At 65.1% G+C, this 17,058-nt stretch carries 19 protein-coding genes and 2 tRNA genes; 14 read left to right on the plus strand and 7 right to left on the minus strand.

Annotation, left to right across the window (positions count from 1 at the left end):
- Positions 1-212 precede the first annotated feature (212 nt).
- The 5 genes from IVB40_RS14185 to IVB40_RS14205 all read left to right on the plus strand — a co-directional run bounded on the left by IVB40_RS14185 (position 213) and on the right by IVB40_RS14205 (position 4,462).
- Positions 213-1,910, plus strand: a complete 1,698-nt coding sequence (locus tag IVB40_RS14185) for a HAMP domain-containing methyl-accepting chemotaxis protein (protein ID WP_247362130.1) — start codon at positions 213-215, stop codon at positions 1,908-1,910.
- A 255-nt stretch (positions 1,911-2,165) separates the two neighbouring features.
- On the plus strand, positions 2,166-2,849 hold the full coding sequence (locus IVB40_RS14190; protein ID WP_247819139.1) for a class I SAM-dependent methyltransferase: 684 nt from the start codon (positions 2,166-2,168) through the stop codon (positions 2,847-2,849).
- Positions 2,850-2,907: 58 nt separating this feature from the next.
- Positions 2,908-3,321, plus strand: a complete 414-nt coding sequence (locus tag IVB40_RS14195) for a GFA family protein (RefSeq protein ID WP_247819140.1) — start codon at positions 2,908-2,910, stop codon at positions 3,319-3,321.
- 178 nt (positions 3,322-3,499) lie between these two features.
- Positions 3,500-4,231: a Crp/Fnr family transcriptional regulator gene (locus tag IVB40_RS14200; RefSeq protein ID WP_027568433.1), complete on the plus strand. Its 732-nt coding sequence runs from the start codon at positions 3,500-3,502 to the stop codon at positions 4,229-4,231.
- Between the two features lie 3 nt (positions 4,232-4,234).
- Positions 4,235-4,462: a hypothetical protein gene (locus IVB40_RS14205; protein WP_247819141.1), complete on the plus strand. Its 228-nt coding sequence runs from the start codon at positions 4,235-4,237 to the stop codon at positions 4,460-4,462.
- A gap of 79 nt (positions 4,463-4,541) precedes the next feature.
- Here IVB40_RS14205 and IVB40_RS14210 read toward each other — a convergent pair.
- Positions 4,542-4,616 (minus strand) — tRNA-Thr (locus IVB40_RS14210).
- Positions 4,617-4,781: 165 nt separating this feature from the next.
- Positions 4,782-5,291 (minus strand): hypothetical protein, encoded by a 510-nt coding sequence (locus IVB40_RS14215; RefSeq protein WP_035961364.1) that lies wholly within the window; start codon positions 5,289-5,291, stop codon positions 4,782-4,784.
- Between the two features lie 283 nt (positions 5,292-5,574).
- Between IVB40_RS14215 and IVB40_RS14220 the strand changes: the two genes are divergently transcribed.
- Positions 5,575-6,060, plus strand: coding sequence for a hypothetical protein (locus IVB40_RS14220; protein ID WP_027567569.1), 486 nt, complete (start codon positions 5,575-5,577; stop codon positions 6,058-6,060).
- Positions 6,061-6,099: 39 nt separating this feature from the next.
- Positions 6,100-6,633 (plus strand): hypothetical protein, encoded by a 534-nt coding sequence (locus IVB40_RS14225; RefSeq protein ID WP_247819142.1) that lies wholly within the window; start codon positions 6,100-6,102, stop codon positions 6,631-6,633.
- Positions 6,634-6,694: 61 nt separating this feature from the next.
- Here IVB40_RS14225 and rlmB read toward each other — a convergent pair whose 3' ends face one another.
- Positions 6,695-7,525, minus strand: coding sequence for a 23S rRNA (guanosine(2251)-2'-O)-methyltransferase RlmB (gene rlmB / locus IVB40_RS14230; RefSeq protein WP_247437766.1), 831 nt, complete (start codon positions 7,523-7,525; stop codon positions 6,695-6,697).
- Positions 7,526-7,731: 206 nt separating this feature from the next.
- Between rlmB and IVB40_RS14235 the strand changes: the two genes are divergently transcribed.
- Positions 7,732-7,817, plus strand: a tRNA-Tyr gene (locus tag IVB40_RS14235).
- A gap of 121 nt (positions 7,818-7,938) precedes the next feature.
- Here IVB40_RS14235 and IVB40_RS14240 read toward each other — a convergent pair.
- The gene (locus IVB40_RS14240; RefSeq protein WP_247819143.1) at positions 7,939-8,970 is read right to left on the minus strand and encodes an LLM class flavin-dependent oxidoreductase; all 1,032 of its coding nucleotides are present in this window, start codon (positions 8,968-8,970) and stop codon (positions 7,939-7,941) included.
- A 153-nt stretch (positions 8,971-9,123) separates the two neighbouring features.
- On the minus strand, positions 9,124-10,050 hold the full coding sequence (locus IVB40_RS14245) for a LysR family transcriptional regulator (RefSeq protein ID WP_247819144.1): 927 nt from the start codon (positions 10,048-10,050) through the stop codon (positions 9,124-9,126).
- A gap of 110 nt (positions 10,051-10,160) precedes the next feature.
- Between IVB40_RS14245 and IVB40_RS14250 the strand changes: the two genes are divergently transcribed.
- The 3 genes from IVB40_RS14250 to IVB40_RS14260 are packed head-to-tail and all read left to right on the plus strand — an operon-like array spanning position 10,161 to position 13,278.
- Complete coding sequence (locus IVB40_RS14250) at positions 10,161-11,519, plus strand: MFS transporter (protein ID WP_247437775.1); 1,359 nt, start codon at positions 10,161-10,163, stop codon at positions 11,517-11,519.
- Positions 11,516-12,013 carry a GAF domain-containing protein gene (locus tag IVB40_RS14255; protein WP_247362070.1) on the plus strand — a complete coding sequence of 166 codons (498 nt, stop codon included), beginning with the start codon at positions 11,516-11,518 and terminating at the stop codon, positions 12,011-12,013. The genes IVB40_RS14250 and IVB40_RS14255 overlap by 4 nt, the downstream gene beginning before the upstream one ends.
- A 17-nt stretch (positions 12,014-12,030) precedes the next feature.
- The gene (locus IVB40_RS14260; RefSeq protein ID WP_247362067.1) at positions 12,031-13,278 is read left to right on the plus strand and encodes an amidohydrolase family protein; all 1,248 of its coding nucleotides are present in this window, start codon (positions 12,031-12,033) and stop codon (positions 13,276-13,278) included.
- Here IVB40_RS14260 and IVB40_RS14265 read toward each other — a convergent pair.
- Positions 13,275-15,332 (minus strand): ATP-dependent helicase, encoded by a 2,058-nt coding sequence (locus tag IVB40_RS14265; protein WP_247819145.1) that lies wholly within the window; start codon positions 15,330-15,332, stop codon positions 13,275-13,277. The two genes, IVB40_RS14260 and IVB40_RS14265, sit on opposite strands and share 4 nt — an antisense overlap.
- Positions 15,333-15,459: 127 nt before the next feature.
- On the opposite strand from IVB40_RS14265, the gene IVB40_RS14270 reads away from it, so the two are divergent.
- The gene (locus IVB40_RS14270) at positions 15,460-16,050 is read left to right on the plus strand and encodes a TMEM175 family protein (protein ID WP_247287077.1); all 591 of its coding nucleotides are present in this window, start codon (positions 15,460-15,462) and stop codon (positions 16,048-16,050) included.
- Positions 16,051-16,059: 9 nt separating this feature from the next.
- Here IVB40_RS14270 and IVB40_RS14275 read toward each other — a convergent pair whose 3' ends face one another.
- Positions 16,060-16,446, minus strand: coding sequence for a YciI family protein (locus IVB40_RS14275; RefSeq protein ID WP_247819146.1), 387 nt, complete (start codon positions 16,444-16,446; stop codon positions 16,060-16,062).
- A 197-nt stretch (positions 16,447-16,643) separates the two neighbouring features.
- Between IVB40_RS14275 and IVB40_RS14280 the strand changes: the two genes are divergently transcribed.
- Both IVB40_RS14280 and IVB40_RS14285 read left to right on the plus strand, forming a co-directional pair.
- A complete protein-coding gene (locus IVB40_RS14280; RefSeq protein ID WP_247287073.1) occupies positions 16,644-16,823 on the plus strand; it encodes a hypothetical protein in 180 nt (59 codons plus the stop codon).
- Between the two features lie 29 nt (positions 16,824-16,852).
- The gene (locus IVB40_RS14285; protein ID WP_247819542.1) at positions 16,853-17,056 is read left to right on the plus strand and encodes a hypothetical protein; all 204 of its coding nucleotides are present in this window, start codon (positions 16,853-16,855) and stop codon (positions 17,054-17,056) included.
- The last annotated feature ends 2 nt before the right edge of the window (positions 17,057-17,058 follow it).

The following is a 17,058-nucleotide window of genomic DNA, read 5'->3' on the forward strand; positions in this document are numbered from 1 at the left end:
CAACGGACGATGCCACCGACCGGTTCCGGTTTTCCAAGCCCGGCTCACACCCCGGAATAGGCTGAAGCTTACACCAAGCTTACGGCGGAAGCCCAAATAGTTAGTTTTCCGTAAGACTACCCGGAACATTTGGCATCAAATCTTAACGTCAGCTGGTTCCAATGCACGGTGCTGGGAATATGCATCGGCAGAAAATCACTGGGGCGGCTGCAATGAGCGTTTTGAACAATCTGAAAATCGTGTGGAAGGTCGCGCTGATCGTCGCCGTGATGGGCTTTGCCATGGTCGCCGTCGCGGGCTTCGGCACGCGCGAGCTCTCGGCAACGGTCGACGGCTTCGCCGAGCTTTCCGCAGCACAATCCTCAGCGCTCAACCTGACGCGGGCCCAGCGCCGCGCGGAGACCTATCATGCAGCGCTCTATGCGGTCTTCACCGAGGCGACGGAGGCGGGCAACGCCAACCGTCTCAAGACCGCGACCCAGAACCGCGACGAGATCCGCCAATACCTCGAGGCAGCCGAGCAGGACGATCCCGCGCGCGCGAGCCAGATCAAGAGCATCGGCGACCAGTTGAAAGCCGTGTTCGCCGGCTGCGATCCGGTGCTGAAGGCAGGCTCACTCGCAAGCAGCCCGGAAGAGAACGCCAAGGCATCCGAACGCGCGCACAAGGAGTGCGACCCGGTGATGGATGCGGCCCTGGGGCGCATTGCCCAGTTCGTGGGTGAGACCGCACAGGCGGTCGCCAAGCGCAAGGACGCCATCAACCGCGATGCCAGATCCGCGACCTGGACCGTGATCGGCGTCAGCGCCGGCGGCCTGATCCTGGGGATCGCGATCGCGCTGTTCATCGGCCTTAATGCGATGTCACGGCCGATTGCCCGCCTCAAGCTCGCCATGGAGGGCCTTGCCCGCAACGATCTCAAGACCGAGGTGCCTGAGACGGACCGCCGCGACGAGATCGGCGACATGGCCAGGACGGTCGAAATCTTCAAAACCAACGGGATCGAGGTCGAGCGCCTCAAGGCTTCGCAGGTCGAAGTGGAGAAGCAGGCCTCCGATCAGCGCAAGCGCGATATGGTCAACCTTGCCGACGGCTTTGAGCGCGCGGTCGGCGAGATCATCGAGACAGTAGGCTCGGCGTCCACCGAGCTCGAAGCGTCGTCCTCGACGTTGGCCACCACCGCGCAGCGTGCGCAGGAGCTCACCTCGGTCGTCGCGGTCGCCTCGGGTGAAGCCACCAGCAACGTGCAGTCGGTTGCGACCGCCACGGAGGAGCTGTCCTCCTCGGTCAACGAGATCAGCCGCCAGGTGCAGGAATCCGCACGGATGGCTGGCGAGGCCGTCACCCAGGCCCGCACCACGACGGTGCGCGTCAGCGAGCTCTCGGTTGCGGCGACGCGCATCGGCGACGTCGTCGAGCTGATCAACACCATTGCCGGCCAGACCAACCTCCTGGCGCTCAACGCCACGATCGAGGCGGCACGTGCCGGCGAGGCCGGCCGCGGCTTCGCCGTGGTCGCCGCCGAGGTGAAGACGCTGGCCGAGCAGACGGCCAAGGCGACCGGCGAGATCAGCCAGCAGATTTCCGGCATCCAGACCGCGACCCAGGAATCCGTCAACGCGATCCGCGACATCTCCACGACGATCGAGCGGCTCTCGGAGGTGTCGTCGACCATTGCCGCGGCCGTCGAGGAGCAGGGCGCCGCGACCCAGGAGATCTCGCGCAACGTGCAGCAGGCCGCCCACGGCACCCAGCAGGTCTCCACCAACATCGCCGACGTGCAGCGCGGTGCGGCCGAGACCGGCTCGGCCTCCTCGCAGGTGCTTTCCACCGCCAAGATGCTGGCGACCGACAGCAACCGGCTGAAGGACGAAGTCGGAAAATTCCTCCGCACGGTGCGCACCGCCTGAGTCAGCGCGGCGGCTTTCGTCGATCGCGCTGCGCACTCATCGCGCCAGCAGAAATCCCATTGCGATCGCAAACAACACGGCCGTCATGACGACGGCCGCCGCCGCGCCGGCGGCGATCCTGGCCTTCTCTTTGGCTGTGGTGGGGCGCATGGGGGCGAGACACGACCGATGACGTAAGCAGGTTCGCTTGCGGACCGTTTCGGACCGCTCGCTTTGCCTGTATAGTGCGGCTGCGCCGGAATTCACATCTCGTCCATGATCTCCAAACGTCCACCCGTGCTCGCCCATGAGCGGTTCGTCGCCGACCGCGATAATTTCGCGGGCCTCGATCTGGCCGCGCGGTTCGAGCGCATCGAAAAGACGAACCTGTGGGGTGCGGCGACCTCGGTGTCGGGCCTCGGCTCGGAGGATCCCGCGACCGCCGCCGTCCGCAAGGTGCTTCCTCCGCTGTTGCAACGGATCGGCGCGCGCTCGCTGCTCGACGCGCCCTGCGGGGACGCGGGCTGGATCGGCCGCATGAAGCTGGATCTCGACTACACCGGCATCGACATCGTGCCGTCATTGATCGAAGCCAATCGCCAGCGCGTCGCGGCCGGCGAGTTGTCGGGCCGGTTTCTCGTTGCCGACATCACGCGCGATGCACTGCCGCGCGCGGATATCGTTCTGTGCCGGGACTGCCTGGTGCATTTGAGCTTCGACAACATCGTTCGCGCCATCGCGAACTTTCGCGCCAGCGGCGCGCATTTCCTGCTGGTCACGACGTTCCCCGAATGGGACGGCAATCGCGATTGCGAGGACGGCGACTGGCGGGCGCTGAACATGGAGAAGGCACCGTTCGATTGGCCGGCACCGCGCGCGCTGATCAACGAGCGTTGCGAAGAGGGCGGTGGCGGCTGGCGCGACAAGAGCCTCGGGCTGTGGCGGCTCGATCAATTGTAGCGGGATCGCGCTGCGCTCCATCCGAACAGCAGGACCAACGAGGGAGGAGTGAATCCCGATGATCGATGCCGAATGCAGGTGCGGCGCTCTCGCGCTGTCGCTTCCAGGACCTTCCAGCCTCGTCGTCGCCTGTCATTGCGTCGACTGCCAGCGTCGAACGGGCGCGCCGTTCGGCGTCGGTGCGTTCTATCCGGCGGAGGGCGTCACGATCTCGGGAACGTCGAAGGAGTACGTCCGGACAGCCGCAAGCGGCGGTAAGGTCCGCAGCCATTTTTGCCCCGAGTGCGGTTCGACGGTCTATTGGAAGGCGGACAATCTGCCTGCGATGATCGGCGTTGCCGTTGGCGCGATCGGGCTTCCGAACTACCCGGCGCCCATCCGCTCGGTTTTCGAACAGTCGAAACATGACTGGGTGGAAATACCGGGCGCTGAGCACTTCCAGCAAAGCAGCGCACCGAAGCATTCGAAGTGAGAGTTGCGCGTCAAACTTCGCGCCAAGGCTTCGCGGCGAGATGAATTGACGCCGTTCCCGTCTGGTTCCGCCGAGGGTTGGAATTTGCGGCAGTCCCTCTGCTTCGCGTGAGACAATAGCTGGCGATCCCGGGTTGGAACGAACGTGACAAAAACTCGTTTGCCGATCGGAGTAAACGATGAATAACGCTGAAATTTTCGAACCTTTCTTGGCGCGGTTGCGGGTTAGCACCGAAATTGACGAAGAGGACGAGGTCGCTATCCGTCATCTGCCAATCACGGTGAAGCGGATGGCTGGCGGTCAACCGGTCGTTTCTCTCGGAGATCGACCTTCCGCATGCTGCCTTGTCGTTGATGGCTTTATCCTGAGATCAAAGATCGTCGGCAATGGCCACCGCCAAATCATGGCCTTTCACCAACCCGGCGACATTCCCGATCTGCAGGGGCTCTTTCTGCATGTGATGGACCATGACGTCAGCACGCTTGGCGATAGCGTTCTCGGCTTCATTCCGCATGCAGCGGTGCGCTCACTTATAAGAAAGCGGCCCAACGTGGCCGAAGCGCTTTGGCGCGATACACTGACCGACGCCGCGATCTTCCGGGAGTGGATTTGCAACGTTGGTCAACGCGAAGCCACGAGCCGCGTGGCACATCTCGTGCTTGAGCTTTACACCAGATTGAAGGCGATCGGCCGAGCGGACGGCTTGTCCTTCGATTTTCCGGCCTCTCAGGCACTCCTCGCCGACGCCGTCGGCACCAGTGTGGTTCACATGAATCGCGTCGTTCAGCAGTTGCGTGCTCAGCGCGTGTTGGACCTGGAGCGGGGAAGAATATCGATCCTTGATGAAGCCAGGTTGCGCGAAATAGCAGACTTCGACGTGCTTTATCTGCATCTCAATCCGTCGCTCTGAGCCATGAAGTTCTACTTCGACATCAAGGACGACTTTTTCACTGCGGTCGATGAGGATGGGGTGGATTTGCCCGGCCCGGAAGCCGCCGAAAAAGAGGCGATCGCAATGGCGACCTCGATTGCCAGAGACGTCGCGTCGGCAAAGGGGGCGCAGGTCCTCATTACAGTCAGGAACGAGAAGCACCCGCTGCTCGAGTTGAGTGTAACGGTCGCTCGGAAAACTCTGACGTGATTGCCTTGGAAATCGATTGTAGCCGTCGTCCGACTGAGGAGTGCCCCGATCTATAAGGCCGCGGTGTCGGCTAAATCGGTGGTGCCGGCTGAGGGGATTGAACCCCCGACCTTCGGTTTACAAAACCGCTGCTCTACCGCTGAGCTAAGCCGGCGACGCCTGGAGAAGCGGGGCAGGGCCGGCGTTTGCCGGGGCTGTCCGCCCGTGCGCCGCAATACCAGACTTGACCGGAAAGTGCCAGAACCCGCGATCCCCCGATCCAGACATGAATCAGGCGGCCCGAAGGCCGCCTGATCTATCGCGTTCGGTTCAAAGCGCCTTACTGGCAGATGTGGCGACGGCCGTCTTGGCCCTTGAACCAGGTGCCGGGCGTGCAGACGAAGCCGTTGCGCTGGGCGTAGGTGCGGGTGTCCCAGCCGCGGTTGTCCCAAGAATTATTCCACGAATTATCCCAGCCATTGTCGTAGGCGTAGGCGTCGTTCGTGGCACGGAACGGGGCGGTTGCGATCGCGCCCGCAGTCCCGATGGCCGCGCCGGCCACGCCAGCGGCTGCTCCGACCGCGCCGGCGGCGACGTCGGTCGGCCAGAAGCCGGTGCGGCTCCTGTTCCAGTCGTTATTCCAATCGCCGTTGTTGGTCTGGCGATAGGACACGCGACGATGCCGATAGCCGCTATCTGTGTACGGATTTCCCGGTCCGACGTTCTGGCAGTTGGCGTTGGGGAATTGCGCCGCGCAGCGGCCGGGATTGGTGATCACGGCCTGCGCCATGGCAGAGCCCGTCACCAGGGTCGCCGCAATCGCCGTGGCTCCGAGAAGTTTGATATTCATGATTGTTGGCTCCCATTTTGTTGACGGGGGCTAAACGCCGAAGACGCCGGACGTTCCGCTGAAACCGGCGGATTTTTGTCAGCCACAGTCAAACGGAAGTGAGCACGCCCCATGGTTCCGGACTGCTGGGTCCGGCGGCGTTAATGCTTCGCTAGTTCGCCTTGCAGCATTTGAGCGGCGCGTAATCCTTACACATTAGGCTTACCAGCAATTGGTGAGAGGGCCTTAACCCTCTCTGCGTCGCCATCGGGTAGGTTTGTCGCCGGATAAATGGGATTTCTTCATGCGCGTTGTAGCGCTTGCTGCCTTTCTGATCGGACTGCCCGCGACGGCGTTTGCCGGCGGCGGCTTCGATATCGTCGTTCCCGGTCGGCCGGGCGTGCCCATCATCATCAACAACATCGACGCGTCCTATGCCGTGGTCGAGGGGACCTGGGGCTTGGGGAAGAACGTCCAGGTGCAGCCCACCATCTATGGCGGGCGCTATGTCGCCGAGCGCCAGCCCACGGACGTCGGCCACTACTACCCGACGCTGGGCCTGCGGCCCGGCTACGGCCGGCTCGAGGTCGAGCCACCCGCGAACCGCAAATTGCCCAAGCCGCCCGAGAGCTATCACCAGAGCTGGGGCGCCCAATCGGCGCCGCTGCCGCCGCAGATGGACGTGCCCGTCAATCCGCCGCCGGTGATCCTCGCGCCTGAGATCAACGACTATCCGCGGCGTCCTCGGCCGCGGCCGCGTGCAGAGATACCCGGCAGGCCGCCGGGTTAAGAAACGAAAACAACAAACGAAAATCAACAGGAGAGAGTAATGCGTCAGATGATTTCGGGACTGGTCGCGGCGGCTGCCGTGATGTTCGCTGCCACCGCGCCCGCCGCGGCCTGCGGCTTCAATCCGTGCCAGCCGGTCGCGCCGGTCTATTCCGGCTGCAACACCGGTTGCGGCGGTTACGGGGCCGGCTACGGTTACGGCTACGGCGCCTATGAGCGTCTCGCCGAGCCCACCACGCAATATTATCACGTCAACCAGGGCCCCACCTACACCGGCCCGGGCGCCTTCGCGCCGTATCCGACCTACCGTGAGGACGCGGTGGTTGCGCCCGCCAATTACGGCTACGGCCGTGGTTATGGCTATGGGCACGGCTATGGCTATCGCGCCGCCGCGGTCGAAGCCCCGGCCGCCTATCCCTACCGCCGCCCGTATTACCGTCCGTATCGCTACGGCTACGGCCCGCGCGCCGGCTATCTGCCGCGCACGCACTATGGCTACGGTCCGCGCTACGGCTACGCTCCGCGCCATGCGCCGTACTATGGCGGCCACCGCGTGCTGCGCCGCTATTACTGATCGCTTGATCGGTTGAGCCAACGAGACGCCCGTCCGCGATGCGGACGGGCGTTTTGTTTTTTTACCGCTTCATCAGCCCGAGCCGGCTGGCGCCGACATAGAGCGAGAGCACGGCGGCATTCGAGACGTTGAGGCTCTTGATCTCGCCGGGCATGTCGAGCCGCGCCACGACGCTGCAGGTCTCGCGCGTCAATTGCCGCAGGCCCTTGCCTTCCGCGCCCAGCACCAGCGCGAGCGGCTCGCGCAGGGTGACCTCGGAAAGATCGGCGCTGCCTTCACTGTCCAGCCCGACGGTCTGGAAGCCGAGCTCGTTCAGCGTGGTCAGTGCACGGGCGAGGTTTTGCACCGTCACCATCGGGACCAGCTCCAGCGCGCCGGAGGCGGCCTTGGCCAGCACGCCGGTCGCTTCCGGACTGTGGCGCGCGGTGGTGACGATCGCCTTCACCGCAAACGCCGCCGCCGAGCGCAGGATCGCGCCGACATTGTGCGGGTCGGTGATCTGGTCGAGCACCAGCACGATGCCGTCCTGCTCCAAATCCTCGATGTCGGGCGAGGGCAGGGGGTCGGCCTCGGCGAGCAGGCCCTGGTGCACGGCGTCGGGCGACAGCAGCCGGTCGATTTCCTGGGGCCGGACGATCTCGGGCGTGACCGGGATCGCGATGTTCTCGTCCGCCAGACGCCTTGCGGCGTTCTCGGTCAGCGTCAGCTTGCGGATCTGCCGCAGGGGGTTGGCGAGCGCCATGGTGACGGTGTGCCAGCCATAGAGGATGACAGGACCGTCGGTGTCCGAATCGCGATCGCGCCGGGCCTGGCGCCCGGCGGATTTTCCGGGCCTGTTGAAGGGCTTAGACCCGCCGCGGGGGCCCCTCGGGTTGAATTTTCGATCCTTCATGGGCTCGCTTGTGTCACGGGTCCCGGAATATGGCAATTTGGGTGGCTTCGGGGGCGATTTTAGCTGTTCGCCTCGGTTGACTTTACCCCATCGCTTCGCCGATAACCGCGCCCGGTCGCGCCCCCATCCGGGCTGTCGCGGCCTTCACGTTCCATGGCCGTCTTCGGTCGCCGGCAAGGTCCGGCCCGATTGTGCTGCCATCGAGCGGGGGAGTGTCCCGAGTGGCAAAGGGAGCTGACTGTAAATCAGCCGCCTTATGGCTTCGCAGGTTCGAGTCCTGCCTCCCCCACCAGCCTTCGCTCGCTTCGCGAGCTACGGCTCGGCAAGCCGGCACCGATGGTCATGGCGCGAAGTGAGCGAAGGCTGTCGCGCCGTAGCCCGGAGGGCGCAGGCGGACTGGCGCAGCGCGCAAGTCACCTCATCATCTCCCGCACCATCGGCACCACCTTCCGCCCGTAGAGCTCAATGCTCTTCATCAGCTTGCCATGCGGCAGCGGGCCCGCCGAATATTTCAGCTGAAACCGCGATATGCCGAGTGTCTTTGCCGTCTTGGCGATCTTGCGCGCGACCGTCTCCGGCGAGCCGACATAGAGCGAGCCGTGCTCGGCCTCGTTCACGAACTCGTCGCGGCCCATCGGTGGCCAGCCGCGTTCCTTGCCGATGCGGTCGCGCATCGCCTTGTGGTCGGGCCACAGCTCCTCGCGCGCCTTTTCGTCGGTCTCGGCGACATAGCCTGGCGAGTGCACGCCGATCGGCTGTGCCGGGCGGCCGAACTCCCTGAACGCGCGATGGTAGAGATCGACGAAGGGCGCGAAGCGCGCGGGATCGCCGCCGATGATCGCGAGCATCAAGGGCAGGTCGTAATGCGCCGCGCGCACCACCGATTGCGGGCTGCCGCCGACACCGATCCAGGTCTTGAGCGTGCCGTTCTCGACCGGGGGATAGACCAGTTGATCCTTCAGCGGCGGACGCAGCTTGCCTTCCCAGGTCACCGGCTTCTGCGACAGCAGTGCCGCGAACAGGTCGAGCTTCTCCTCGAACAGCTCTTCGTACTTGCGCAAATCAAAGCCAAACAGCGGGAAGGATTCCGTGAACGAGCCGCGGCCGAGGATTACCTCGGCCCGCCCGTTCGAGAGTGCATCCAGGGTGGCAAAGCGCTGGAAGACGCGGATCGGATCGTCCGAGCTCAGCACCGTCACGGCCGAGCCGAGATGGATGCGGCTGGTCCGCGACGCGATGGCGGCCAGCACGGTCTCAGGGGAGGAGATCGCGAAGTCGGCGCGGTGATGTTCGCCGAGGCCGATGAAGTCGAGGCCGAGCTCGTCGGCGAGCACCGCCTCGTCGACGACGTTGCGGATCGCTTGCGCGTGCGGAACCATCGCGCCGGAGGCGTCCCTGGTGACGTCGCCAAAGGTGTCCAGTCCGAATTCGAGCGGTGCGGTCATTGATGCGGTCTCTGCGGGCGCGGCTTGCGCGCCTGTCACTGGGGGAGGGGATTGCTTTGGTTGGAGCTAAGCAGCGGGGACTGGTGCACAATGCTGCTTCGAGAAACCCATTGTTTCTCTTTTTTCATGGTGTCGGGGCCCACCGCCTGCGGCTCAGTCGGACCTGGCGAACATCTCGACCAGGGTGTCGCGCAGCCAGCGCTGCGCCGGTACGGTGTCGTTGCGCTGGTGCCAGAACAGGCTGACGATGCGTGGCGGCGCCTTGAGCGGAAGCGGCATGGCGTGCAGGAACGGCGCGTGCCGGGATTGCGAGCGCAAATCGCTCGGCAGCACGGCGATCAGGTCGGACTGGCGCACGATTTCGTAGGCGGCGCTGTAGTGATTGACGGTCGCGACCAGGTTGCGCGACAACCCGCGCGAGGCGAGGAAGAGGTCGTAGGAAGGCAAGGTCTTGCCGGCGAGGCTCACATCGACATGCCCCGCGTTGAGGAAGCTGCGCGTGCTCAGCCGCTTCATCGCCCCGAGCGGATGGCCGCGCCGCATGAAGCAGGCGTAGTCGACGGTCCACAGCGAACGCGAGCGGATGGCGGCCGGCTGCTGAGCCTCGTTGACATAGACGCTGAGCACGCAATCAACGCGATTGTCTTCGAGCTGGTCGGCGATCTCCACGACGGTGTTGGGGACGGTATGGATCCGCGCCTTCGGCGCGACCTTGCCGAAATGGTTCAGCAGGTTCGGCATCACCAGCGAGGCGACATAGTCCGACATCGACAGGCTGAACTCGGTCTGCGCACGGCGCGGATCGAACACCTGCTCGTCGAGCGCGCCGCGGACGGTTTCGAGCGCTTCGCCGATCGGCTCCCACAACACCACGGCGCGCTGGGTCGGACGGATGCCGGTGCCGGACCTGACGAACAGGGGATCGCCGAGCGCGTCCCGCAGGCGTGCGAGCGCGTTGCTGACCGCCGGCTGTGTCATCAGAAGCGCGTTAGCAGCGCGCGTGACGCTGCCCTCGGTCATGAGGGCCTCGAACACTTTCAGCAGGTTGAGGTCGAGCGTTCGAAAGGACAGAACATTCACCACAGTGATGTACTAGATCATGATTATAAATTATGACGATAATATCTCCTTGTCTATGGTTCCCCCAGGGAATGAGCGGAGTGCCGGGCCGCCAGACAGAGGGGACTTTCATGTCGATGATCTCGGCGCGCATCGAGCGCCTTCCATTTGCGCGCTTCCACGGGCATCTGCTGCTGATGGGCGGGCTCGGCTACATGTTCGACGCGATGGACGCAGCCGTGCTGGCGTTCATCCTGCCGGTGCTGCGCACGACCTGGAATCTGTCGAGCGTGCAGATCGGCGTGCTCGGCAGCAGCACCTATATCGGCTTCCTGTTCGGCGCGCTGCTGGCGGGCACGCTGGGTGACCTGATCGGCCGTCGTGCGGTGATGATGTCGGCGCTGGCGCTCTATTGCGTCGCATCCATCGTCAGCGCGGCGGTGAACGACTGGTCGTCCTTCTTCGCCGCCCGCGTGGTCGCGGGCATGGGCACCGGCGCGGAGAGCGCAATCATTGCGCCCTATCTGGCGGAATTCGTCGCACGGCGTTACCGCGGCAGCTTTACAGGCGCGCTCGCCGGCTTCTTCTCCTTCGGTTTCGTCGCGGCGGCCTTGCTCGGCTATTTCATCGTGCCCGCCTATGAGAACGGCTGGCGCATCGTTCTGGTGATCACCGCGGTGCCGGTCGTCATGCTGCTGTGGTGGCGCAGGGCGCTGCCGGAATCGCCGCGCTGGCTGGAAAGCCGGGGCCGGGAGAAGGAAGCCGCAGCCGTGCTGGACAGGATCGAGGCCGGATTTGTGAGCCAAGGCCACGTCCTGCCGCAACCGGTCGTCGAAATCACGGCGCCTGCCGTGACGGGTGGGACGCTGCTTGCCAATTTCGCCGCGCTCCTCGCCGGCCGCCAGGCGCGCATCACCATCATGACCTGGATCATGTGGCTTACGATCACGTTCAGCTATTATTCCTTCTTCGTCTGGATCCCCGGCCTTTTGGTCCAGAACGGCATGAGCATCACCAAGAGCTTCGCCTATTCGATCGCGATCTATTGCGCGCAGATCCCCGGCTATTTCAGCGCCGCGTACTTCAACGAGCGCATCGGCCGGCAGGCGACGATTGCCTCCTACATGGTGCTCGGCGGCGCCAGCGCGCTCGGACTTGCATTCGCGCAGAGCGACCAGCACATCATGGTCGCCGGAATCTTGCTGTCCTTCTTCATGAACGGAACCTATGCGGGTGTCTATGCCTATACCGCCGAGGTCTTTCCGACGGCGGTGAGAACCACCGGCGCCGGGCTCGCCTCCGCGATCGGCCGCATCGGTGCGATCGTCTCGCCGATCCTGGTCGGCTACCTCTATCCCAATTTTGGCTTTGCCGGCGTGTTCGGCCTCACCACGAGCGTGCTGCTGTTAGGCGCGCTCACCGTGGTGCTGATGGGGGTGCCGACGCGCGGCCGTTCGCTGGAAGAGATCGCGGCGGGCGAAGTCGCATGAGGGAGACGAAACACCGATCCGATCCGCTGCTCTGCGCCGTGGCGGCCGCGCAGGGCAGGGCGGATCAGCCGGATGCCCTGTACTCGGCGCTGGACGACGCCTTGAAATCGGCGATCGGGCACAAGCTGTTCACGATCCTTACCTATGACGCCGACACGAGGGAAGCAGCGCGGGTGTATTCCAATCTTCCCGGACCTTACCCGGCGGGCGGACGCAAACGCCTGGCGCCGGGGCCGTGGACCGAGGCCGTGCTCGACCGCGGCGAGGCGTATATCGGCCGGACCCGGGACGATCTGCGCGAGGTGTTCTCCGATCACGAGCTGATCGCTTCGCTCGGCTGCGAAAGCGTGCTCAACATGCCCGTGCGCTGGCGCGGGCGCACGCTCGGCTCGCTCAATCTGCTCCATGAGGCAGGCTGGTACGTCGAGGACGATAGCGCCGCGTGTCTTCCATTCGCCCAGCTCGCCTTGCCCGCGCTGCTCATCCAGTCCTGATCAGACAGGAAGTCGTCATGTCCCGTGTGCTCTTCAAGAACGCCGCTCTGCTCGATCCGCTTCAGCCGGACCTCCTGGAGGGACATCACGTGCTGGTCGAGGACAATCTGATCAAGGAGGTCTCCGATCGGCCGCTCCAGGTGGAAGCCGACCGCACCGTCGATCTGAAGGGCAAGACGCTAATGCCCGGCCTGATCGACCTGCATGTCCATGCGATCGCCGTCGAGCTCAATTTGGCGCAGCAGGTGCATATGCCGAACGTGCTGGTGACGCTGCGCTCGACGCTGCTGCTGCGCGGCATGCTGCGGCGGGGCTTCACCACCGTGCGCGACGCCGGGGGCGCCGGCCATGCGCTGAAGCAGGCGATCGAGACCGGTCTCACCGACGGTCCGCGCCTGTTCGTCTCGGGACGTGCGCTCAGCCAGACCGGCGGGCACGGCGACATGCGTGCCCGCTCGGACTACCTCGCCAGCGACGCACCGTGCCCCTGCTGCGTGCGTGTCGGCGCGCTGGCGCGCGTTGCCGATGGTGTCGACGGCGTGCGCAGGGCGGCGCGCGAGGAGCTCCAGATGGGCGCCGACCAGATCAAGATCATGGCCTCCGGCGGCGTCGCTTCACCGACTGACCCGGTCGGCGCCTTCGGCTACTCCGAGGACGAGATCCGCGCCATCGTCGAGGAGGCGCGCGGGCGTCAGACTTATGTGCTCGCCCACGCCTACACCGCTGCCGCGATCGAACGCGCGGTGCGCTGCGGCGTGCGCACCATCGAGCATGGCAATCTGGTCGATGCTCCGACCGCGCAGCTGATGGCCGAGAAGGGCGCCTATGTGGTGCCGACGCTGGTCACCTACGAGGCGCTGGCTAACGAGGGCGCTCAGTATGGCCTGCCGCCGGAGAGCGTGGCCAAGATCGCCGATGTCCGCGACGCCGGGCTGCGTTCGCTCACGATCTATCGCGATGCCGGCGTGAAGATGGGGTTCGGCAGCGATCTGCTTGGGCCGTCGCAGCGTCTGCAGAGCGACGAATTCCGCATCCGCGCCGAAATTCTCGGGCCGCGCGCCGTCATTGCCAGCGCGACATTGGTCGGCGCCGAGGTGCTCGGCATGGAAGGCAAGCTCGGCCGCATCATGCCCGAAGCCATCGCGGACCTGCTGGTGGTCGACGGCAACCCGCTGCGCGACGTGGTCTGCCTGCTCGGCCAAGGCGAGCACATTCCGCTGGTGATGAAGGCAGGCAAGGTCCAGTTCGATCGGCTGGGCGCCTAGCGCCACATCCCGCGCATCCGCGCGCCGATGTCGACCTTTGGCCCTTGCGCGGCAGTGCGCGCTGAGCCTGCGCCGGCCTTCGGCCAGGCGGTCCGCTCGAACAGATAGACGAGCTGCTCCGGAATGAAGCGGGTGCGCGAGGCATAGACGTGGCGGTCGCCCTTGGCGGCCTGGCCGTGGGTGAAGAAGCGCTGCGGCACCACGAGGTGCAGATCGTCCTTGGCGCGCGTCATCGCGACATAGAGCAGGCGGCGTTCCTCCTCGAGTTCGGCGCTGGTGCCGGCGCCGAGATCCGACGGCATGCAGCCGTCGACGACGTTGAGCACGAACACCGATTTCCACTCCTGGCCCTTGGCGGAGTGGATGGTGGAGAGGATCAGATAGTCCTCGTCGCGCAATGGTGGCCCGGATTTGTCGCTGGTCGCATCCGGCGGGTCGAGCGTGAGCTCGGTCAGGAATTTCTCCCGCGAGGCATAGCCGCTCGCGATCTGTTCGAGCTGCATCAGATCGGCGCGGCGCGTCTCCGAATCCTCGTGGAGGCGATCGAGATGCGGTTCGTACCACAGCCGCACGCGTTCGAGATCGGCCGGCCATTCCGAATAGCGCAGATTTTCGATCGTGCGGACGAAGTCGGTCCAGTCCGCGCCGGTGCGCGCCGGCACCGGGAGCTGGCCGAGCGCGGCGAGCGGATCGGTGCTCTCGGCCATCTGGTCGAGCACACGCTGCGCCGTCGCGGGTCCAATGCCCGGCAACAGATGCAGGATGCGGAAGCCAGCGACGCGGTCGCGCGGATTTTCGGTGAAGCGCAGCAGCGCCAGCACGTCCTTGACATGCGCGGCGTCGAGAAACTTGAGCCCGCCGAACTTGACGAAGGGAATGTTGCGGCGGGTGAGCGCGATCTCCAGCGGGCCCGAATGCGAGGACGTCCGGAACAGCACCGCCTGGTGCTTCAAGAGCGTGCCTTGCTCGCGGTTGGCCAGCACTTCCTCGACGATGTAACGGGCCTGGTCGGCCTCGTCATGCACGGTGACGAGCTGTGGTTTTCGCGCGGAGCTGCGGTCGGTCCAGAGGTTCTTGGTGAAACGCTCGCGCGCCAGGCCGATGACGCTGTTGGCAGCCGCCAGCACGGGTTGCGTCGAGCGGTAATTGCGGTCGAGCGTGATCATCTCGGCGCGCGGCGAGAAGCTCTGCGGAAAATCCAGGATGTTGCGCACAGTAGCGGCGCGGAACGAGTAGATCGACTGGGCGTCGTCGCCGACCACGGTGAGACCGCGTCCGTCGGGCTTCAGCGCCAGCAGGATCGAGGACTGCAGGCGGTTGGTGTCTTGGTACTCGTCGACCAGCACGTGATCGAAGCGGCCGCCGATTTCTTCCGCGATCAGCGCATCGCTCATCATCTGCGACCAGTAGAGCAGGAGGTCGTCGTAATCGAGCACGTGCTGGGCCTGCTTGGCCTCGACATAGGCCGCGAACAGGCCCTTCAGCTCGGCCGCCCAGCCTGCGCACCAGGGATAGTGCGCCCCCAACACCTTCTCGATCTCCATCTCGGCATTGACGCAGCGCGAGTAGATCGACAGGCAGGTGCCTTTGGCGGGAAAGCGGCTCTCTGTTTTCGACAATCCGCGCTCGTGCCGGACCAGGTTCATCAGGTCGGCGGAATCCTCGCGGTCGTGGATGGTGAAGGCGGGATCGACACCGATCCGCTCGGCATATTCGCGCAGCAACCGGGCGCCGATGCCGTGGAACGTGCCGGCCCAGGTGAGCGCGTCGCGCATGATCGCGGCATTGTTCTCGCCGAGGACTTTCCGGGCGATGCGCTCGACCCGGCCGGACATCTCGGCCGCGGCGCGGCGCGAGAACGTCATCAAGAGGATGCGGCGCGGATCGCTGCCCGCGACGATCAAATGCGCGACGCGGTGGGCCAGCGTATTGGTCTTGCCGGAGCCTGCACCGGCGATGACGAGCAGGGGCGCGCCCACGGTCGCACCCTCGGCCACGCCATGCTCCACGGCGCGGCGTTGCTCCGCATTGAGCGTGTCCAGATATGTCGCCACGAATCGCCCCGGTGAAACAGCCAGAGTCGGCGATCCCGCTGCGAATCGCAATGCGTCTGGACGAGACCGATGTTAAGACCTAGGGACAAGACGGCCCGAGGTTCCATTCCGAAAAGCGTCTCCCGGCATGACCGAGCTCAAATCCGACCAGTTCGAGATGCGACGGCTGGAATCGCTCAGCAACACCATCTTTGGCGTCGCCATGACGCTGCTCGCCTACGACCTGCCCAAGGCGGCGGTCTTCACCAGCGCGCCCGACTGGAACGATCTCGCCCGGGTCTATTCCGGCAAGCTCGCGGGTCTTGCGCTCAGCTTCATCATCGCCGGCGTGTTCTGGATCAGCCATCACCGGCGACTGGCGCGCCAGCCCGTCGGCAGCCGCGGCGCGGTGATCCTCAATCTGTTCTTCCTGCTGTCGATCGTGCTGCTGCCGGTGACCAACGGCCTCTACACCAACTACCCCACGAGCAGTGCGGTCGCCGTGCTCTACGGCCTGCACCTGACTGCGATCGCCGGCCTCAATGCCTGGCTGTGGTGGAGGATCCTGGGCGGCTGGCGCCAGGAGATCATGGCTTCGCTGTTTCCGCTGCTGGTGTTCATCCCGGGCACGGTCGTTGCGGCGTTCGCGCCGCAAGTCGCGCCGTTCGTGTGGTTCATCGCCTTCGGCGGCCTGCTGATCCAGCGCTTCTATGTCGGGCCGACCGGGACGGACAAATAGGCCTGCCACTCATTCGTCGGAGGGCGTCGCACCGAACCCGTCGGCCGGCACGTAAAGCTTGACCGGGCGGATTTCGTAGACCGCTGACGGATTGACCTGGCGCAGCGTCCGCGCGGCCGCGATCGCCTCCTCGTCCGTGTCGTATTCGACGAGGTGGAAGCCCAGAAGTTGCTCCTTGGTCTCGGCAAACGGGCCGTCCAGCACGACGCCCGCGCCGGGGCCACGCAGGGTGCGGGCCTTTCGGGTCTCATCCAGGCGGGCGGCCGGGCCGAAATGCCCGCTTGCCCGGAGGGGCGCCTGAACCTCGATCACTTTGGCCACGACCGCGGCGTCCTTCTCGGGCGTCCAGGACAAGATCTCGTCTTCCACGTGATAAGCTAGGATAGCGTAAAGCATCGTCACCTCGTTGATTTTCGCTGCGCGCGTCCGAAGGACGTATCACCACTGTCGCAGCCGACAATGGGCCTGCGGAAAATATTGCGTCGCGGGGTGCGGCGACGAAACCTTCCCGAAACCCGATTGCGGCCGAAAAATGTGAACGCCGCCCGAATGCGGCGCGACTGATTGCCACCAAGAACACTTCGGAGGCGGCCATGTCGACCATCAAGATCATCTGCGACGCGCGTCGGGCGGGAAAGTCGGACGCTGCGGATCTGCACGACCAGAGCGGCCACCACCGCTATTACGGCAGCTCCGCCGAGAGCGGCGGCGAGCGCATCGTCGAAAGCCGGCGCGGCAAGCGCCCGCCCGCAATGAGCGTTTGCGGCTTCTAAGCCCAACGACTGCGAAACAGCGTGTGACCATGAACGTCGCGCAGATATCGATCGCCGCGATGCCGTTCCTGCTCTCGCTCGCGAGCAGGTCCGGCAAGGCGATCGCGCCATGCCTGCTTGCGGGCATCTTTACCGTGCTGCTCGGCAGCGAGCCGCCGCGGGCGGCCATGGCCTGGTGCGTCGGGCTGCTGATCGCCGCGGTTGCAGTGCGGGAGCGGGCTCGCACGAACTGACT

The sequence above is a fragment of the Bradyrhizobium sp. 40 genome (genome assembly GCF_023100925.1).
Classification (GTDB): domain Bacteria; phylum Pseudomonadota; class Alphaproteobacteria; order Rhizobiales; family Xanthobacteraceae; genus Bradyrhizobium.

Excerpts from the sequence above, each read along its gene's own strand:
- IVB40_RS14275 (WP_247819146.1), bottom strand. The coding sequence starts at position 16,446 with ATGCTTTACGCTATCCTAGCTTATCACGTGGAAGACGAGATCTTGTCC.
- IVB40_RS14270 (WP_247287077.1), top strand. The coding sequence starts at position 15,460 with ATGACCGAGCTCAAATCCGACCAGTTCGAGATGCGACGGCTGGAATCG.
- IVB40_RS14185 (WP_247362130.1), top strand. The coding sequence starts at position 213 with ATGAGCGTTTTGAACAATCTGAAAATCGTGTGGAAGGTCGCGCTGATC.
- IVB40_RS14195 (WP_247819140.1), top strand. The coding sequence starts at position 2,908 with ATGATCGATGCCGAATGCAGGTGCGGCGCTCTCGCGCTGTCGCTTCCA.
- rlmB (WP_247437766.1), bottom strand. The coding sequence starts at position 7,525 with ATGAAGGATCGAAAATTCAACCCGAGGGGCCCCCGCGGCGGGTCTAAG.
- IVB40_RS14240 (WP_247819143.1), bottom strand. The coding sequence starts at position 8,970 with ATGACCGCACCGCTCGAATTCGGACTGGACACCTTTGGCGACGTCACC.
- IVB40_RS14225 (WP_247819142.1), top strand. The coding sequence starts at position 6,100 with ATGCGTCAGATGATTTCGGGACTGGTCGCGGCGGCTGCCGTGATGTTC.
- IVB40_RS14280 (WP_247287073.1), top strand. The coding sequence starts at position 16,644 with ATGTCGACCATCAAGATCATCTGCGACGCGCGTCGGGCGGGAAAGTCG.
- IVB40_RS14205 (WP_247819141.1), top strand. The coding sequence starts at position 4,235 with ATGAAGTTCTACTTCGACATCAAGGACGACTTTTTCACTGCGGTCGAT.
- IVB40_RS14215 (WP_035961364.1), bottom strand. The coding sequence starts at position 5,291 with ATGAATATCAAACTTCTCGGAGCCACGGCGATTGCGGCGACCCTGGTG.
- IVB40_RS14200 (WP_027568433.1), top strand. The coding sequence starts at position 3,500 with ATGAATAACGCTGAAATTTTCGAACCTTTCTTGGCGCGGTTGCGGGTT.
- IVB40_RS14190 (WP_247819139.1), top strand. The coding sequence starts at position 2,166 with ATGATCTCCAAACGTCCACCCGTGCTCGCCCATGAGCGGTTCGTCGCC.
- IVB40_RS14250 (WP_247437775.1), top strand. The coding sequence starts at position 10,161 with ATGTCGATGATCTCGGCGCGCATCGAGCGCCTTCCATTTGCGCGCTTC.
- IVB40_RS14220 (WP_027567569.1), top strand. The coding sequence starts at position 5,575 with ATGCGCGTTGTAGCGCTTGCTGCCTTTCTGATCGGACTGCCCGCGACG.
- IVB40_RS14260 (WP_247362067.1), top strand. The coding sequence starts at position 12,031 with ATGTCCCGTGTGCTCTTCAAGAACGCCGCTCTGCTCGATCCGCTTCAG.
- IVB40_RS14285 (WP_247819542.1), top strand. The coding sequence starts at position 16,853 with ATGAACGTCGCGCAGATATCGATCGCCGCGATGCCGTTCCTGCTCTCG.
- IVB40_RS14255 (WP_247362070.1), top strand. The coding sequence starts at position 11,516 with ATGAGGGAGACGAAACACCGATCCGATCCGCTGCTCTGCGCCGTGGCG.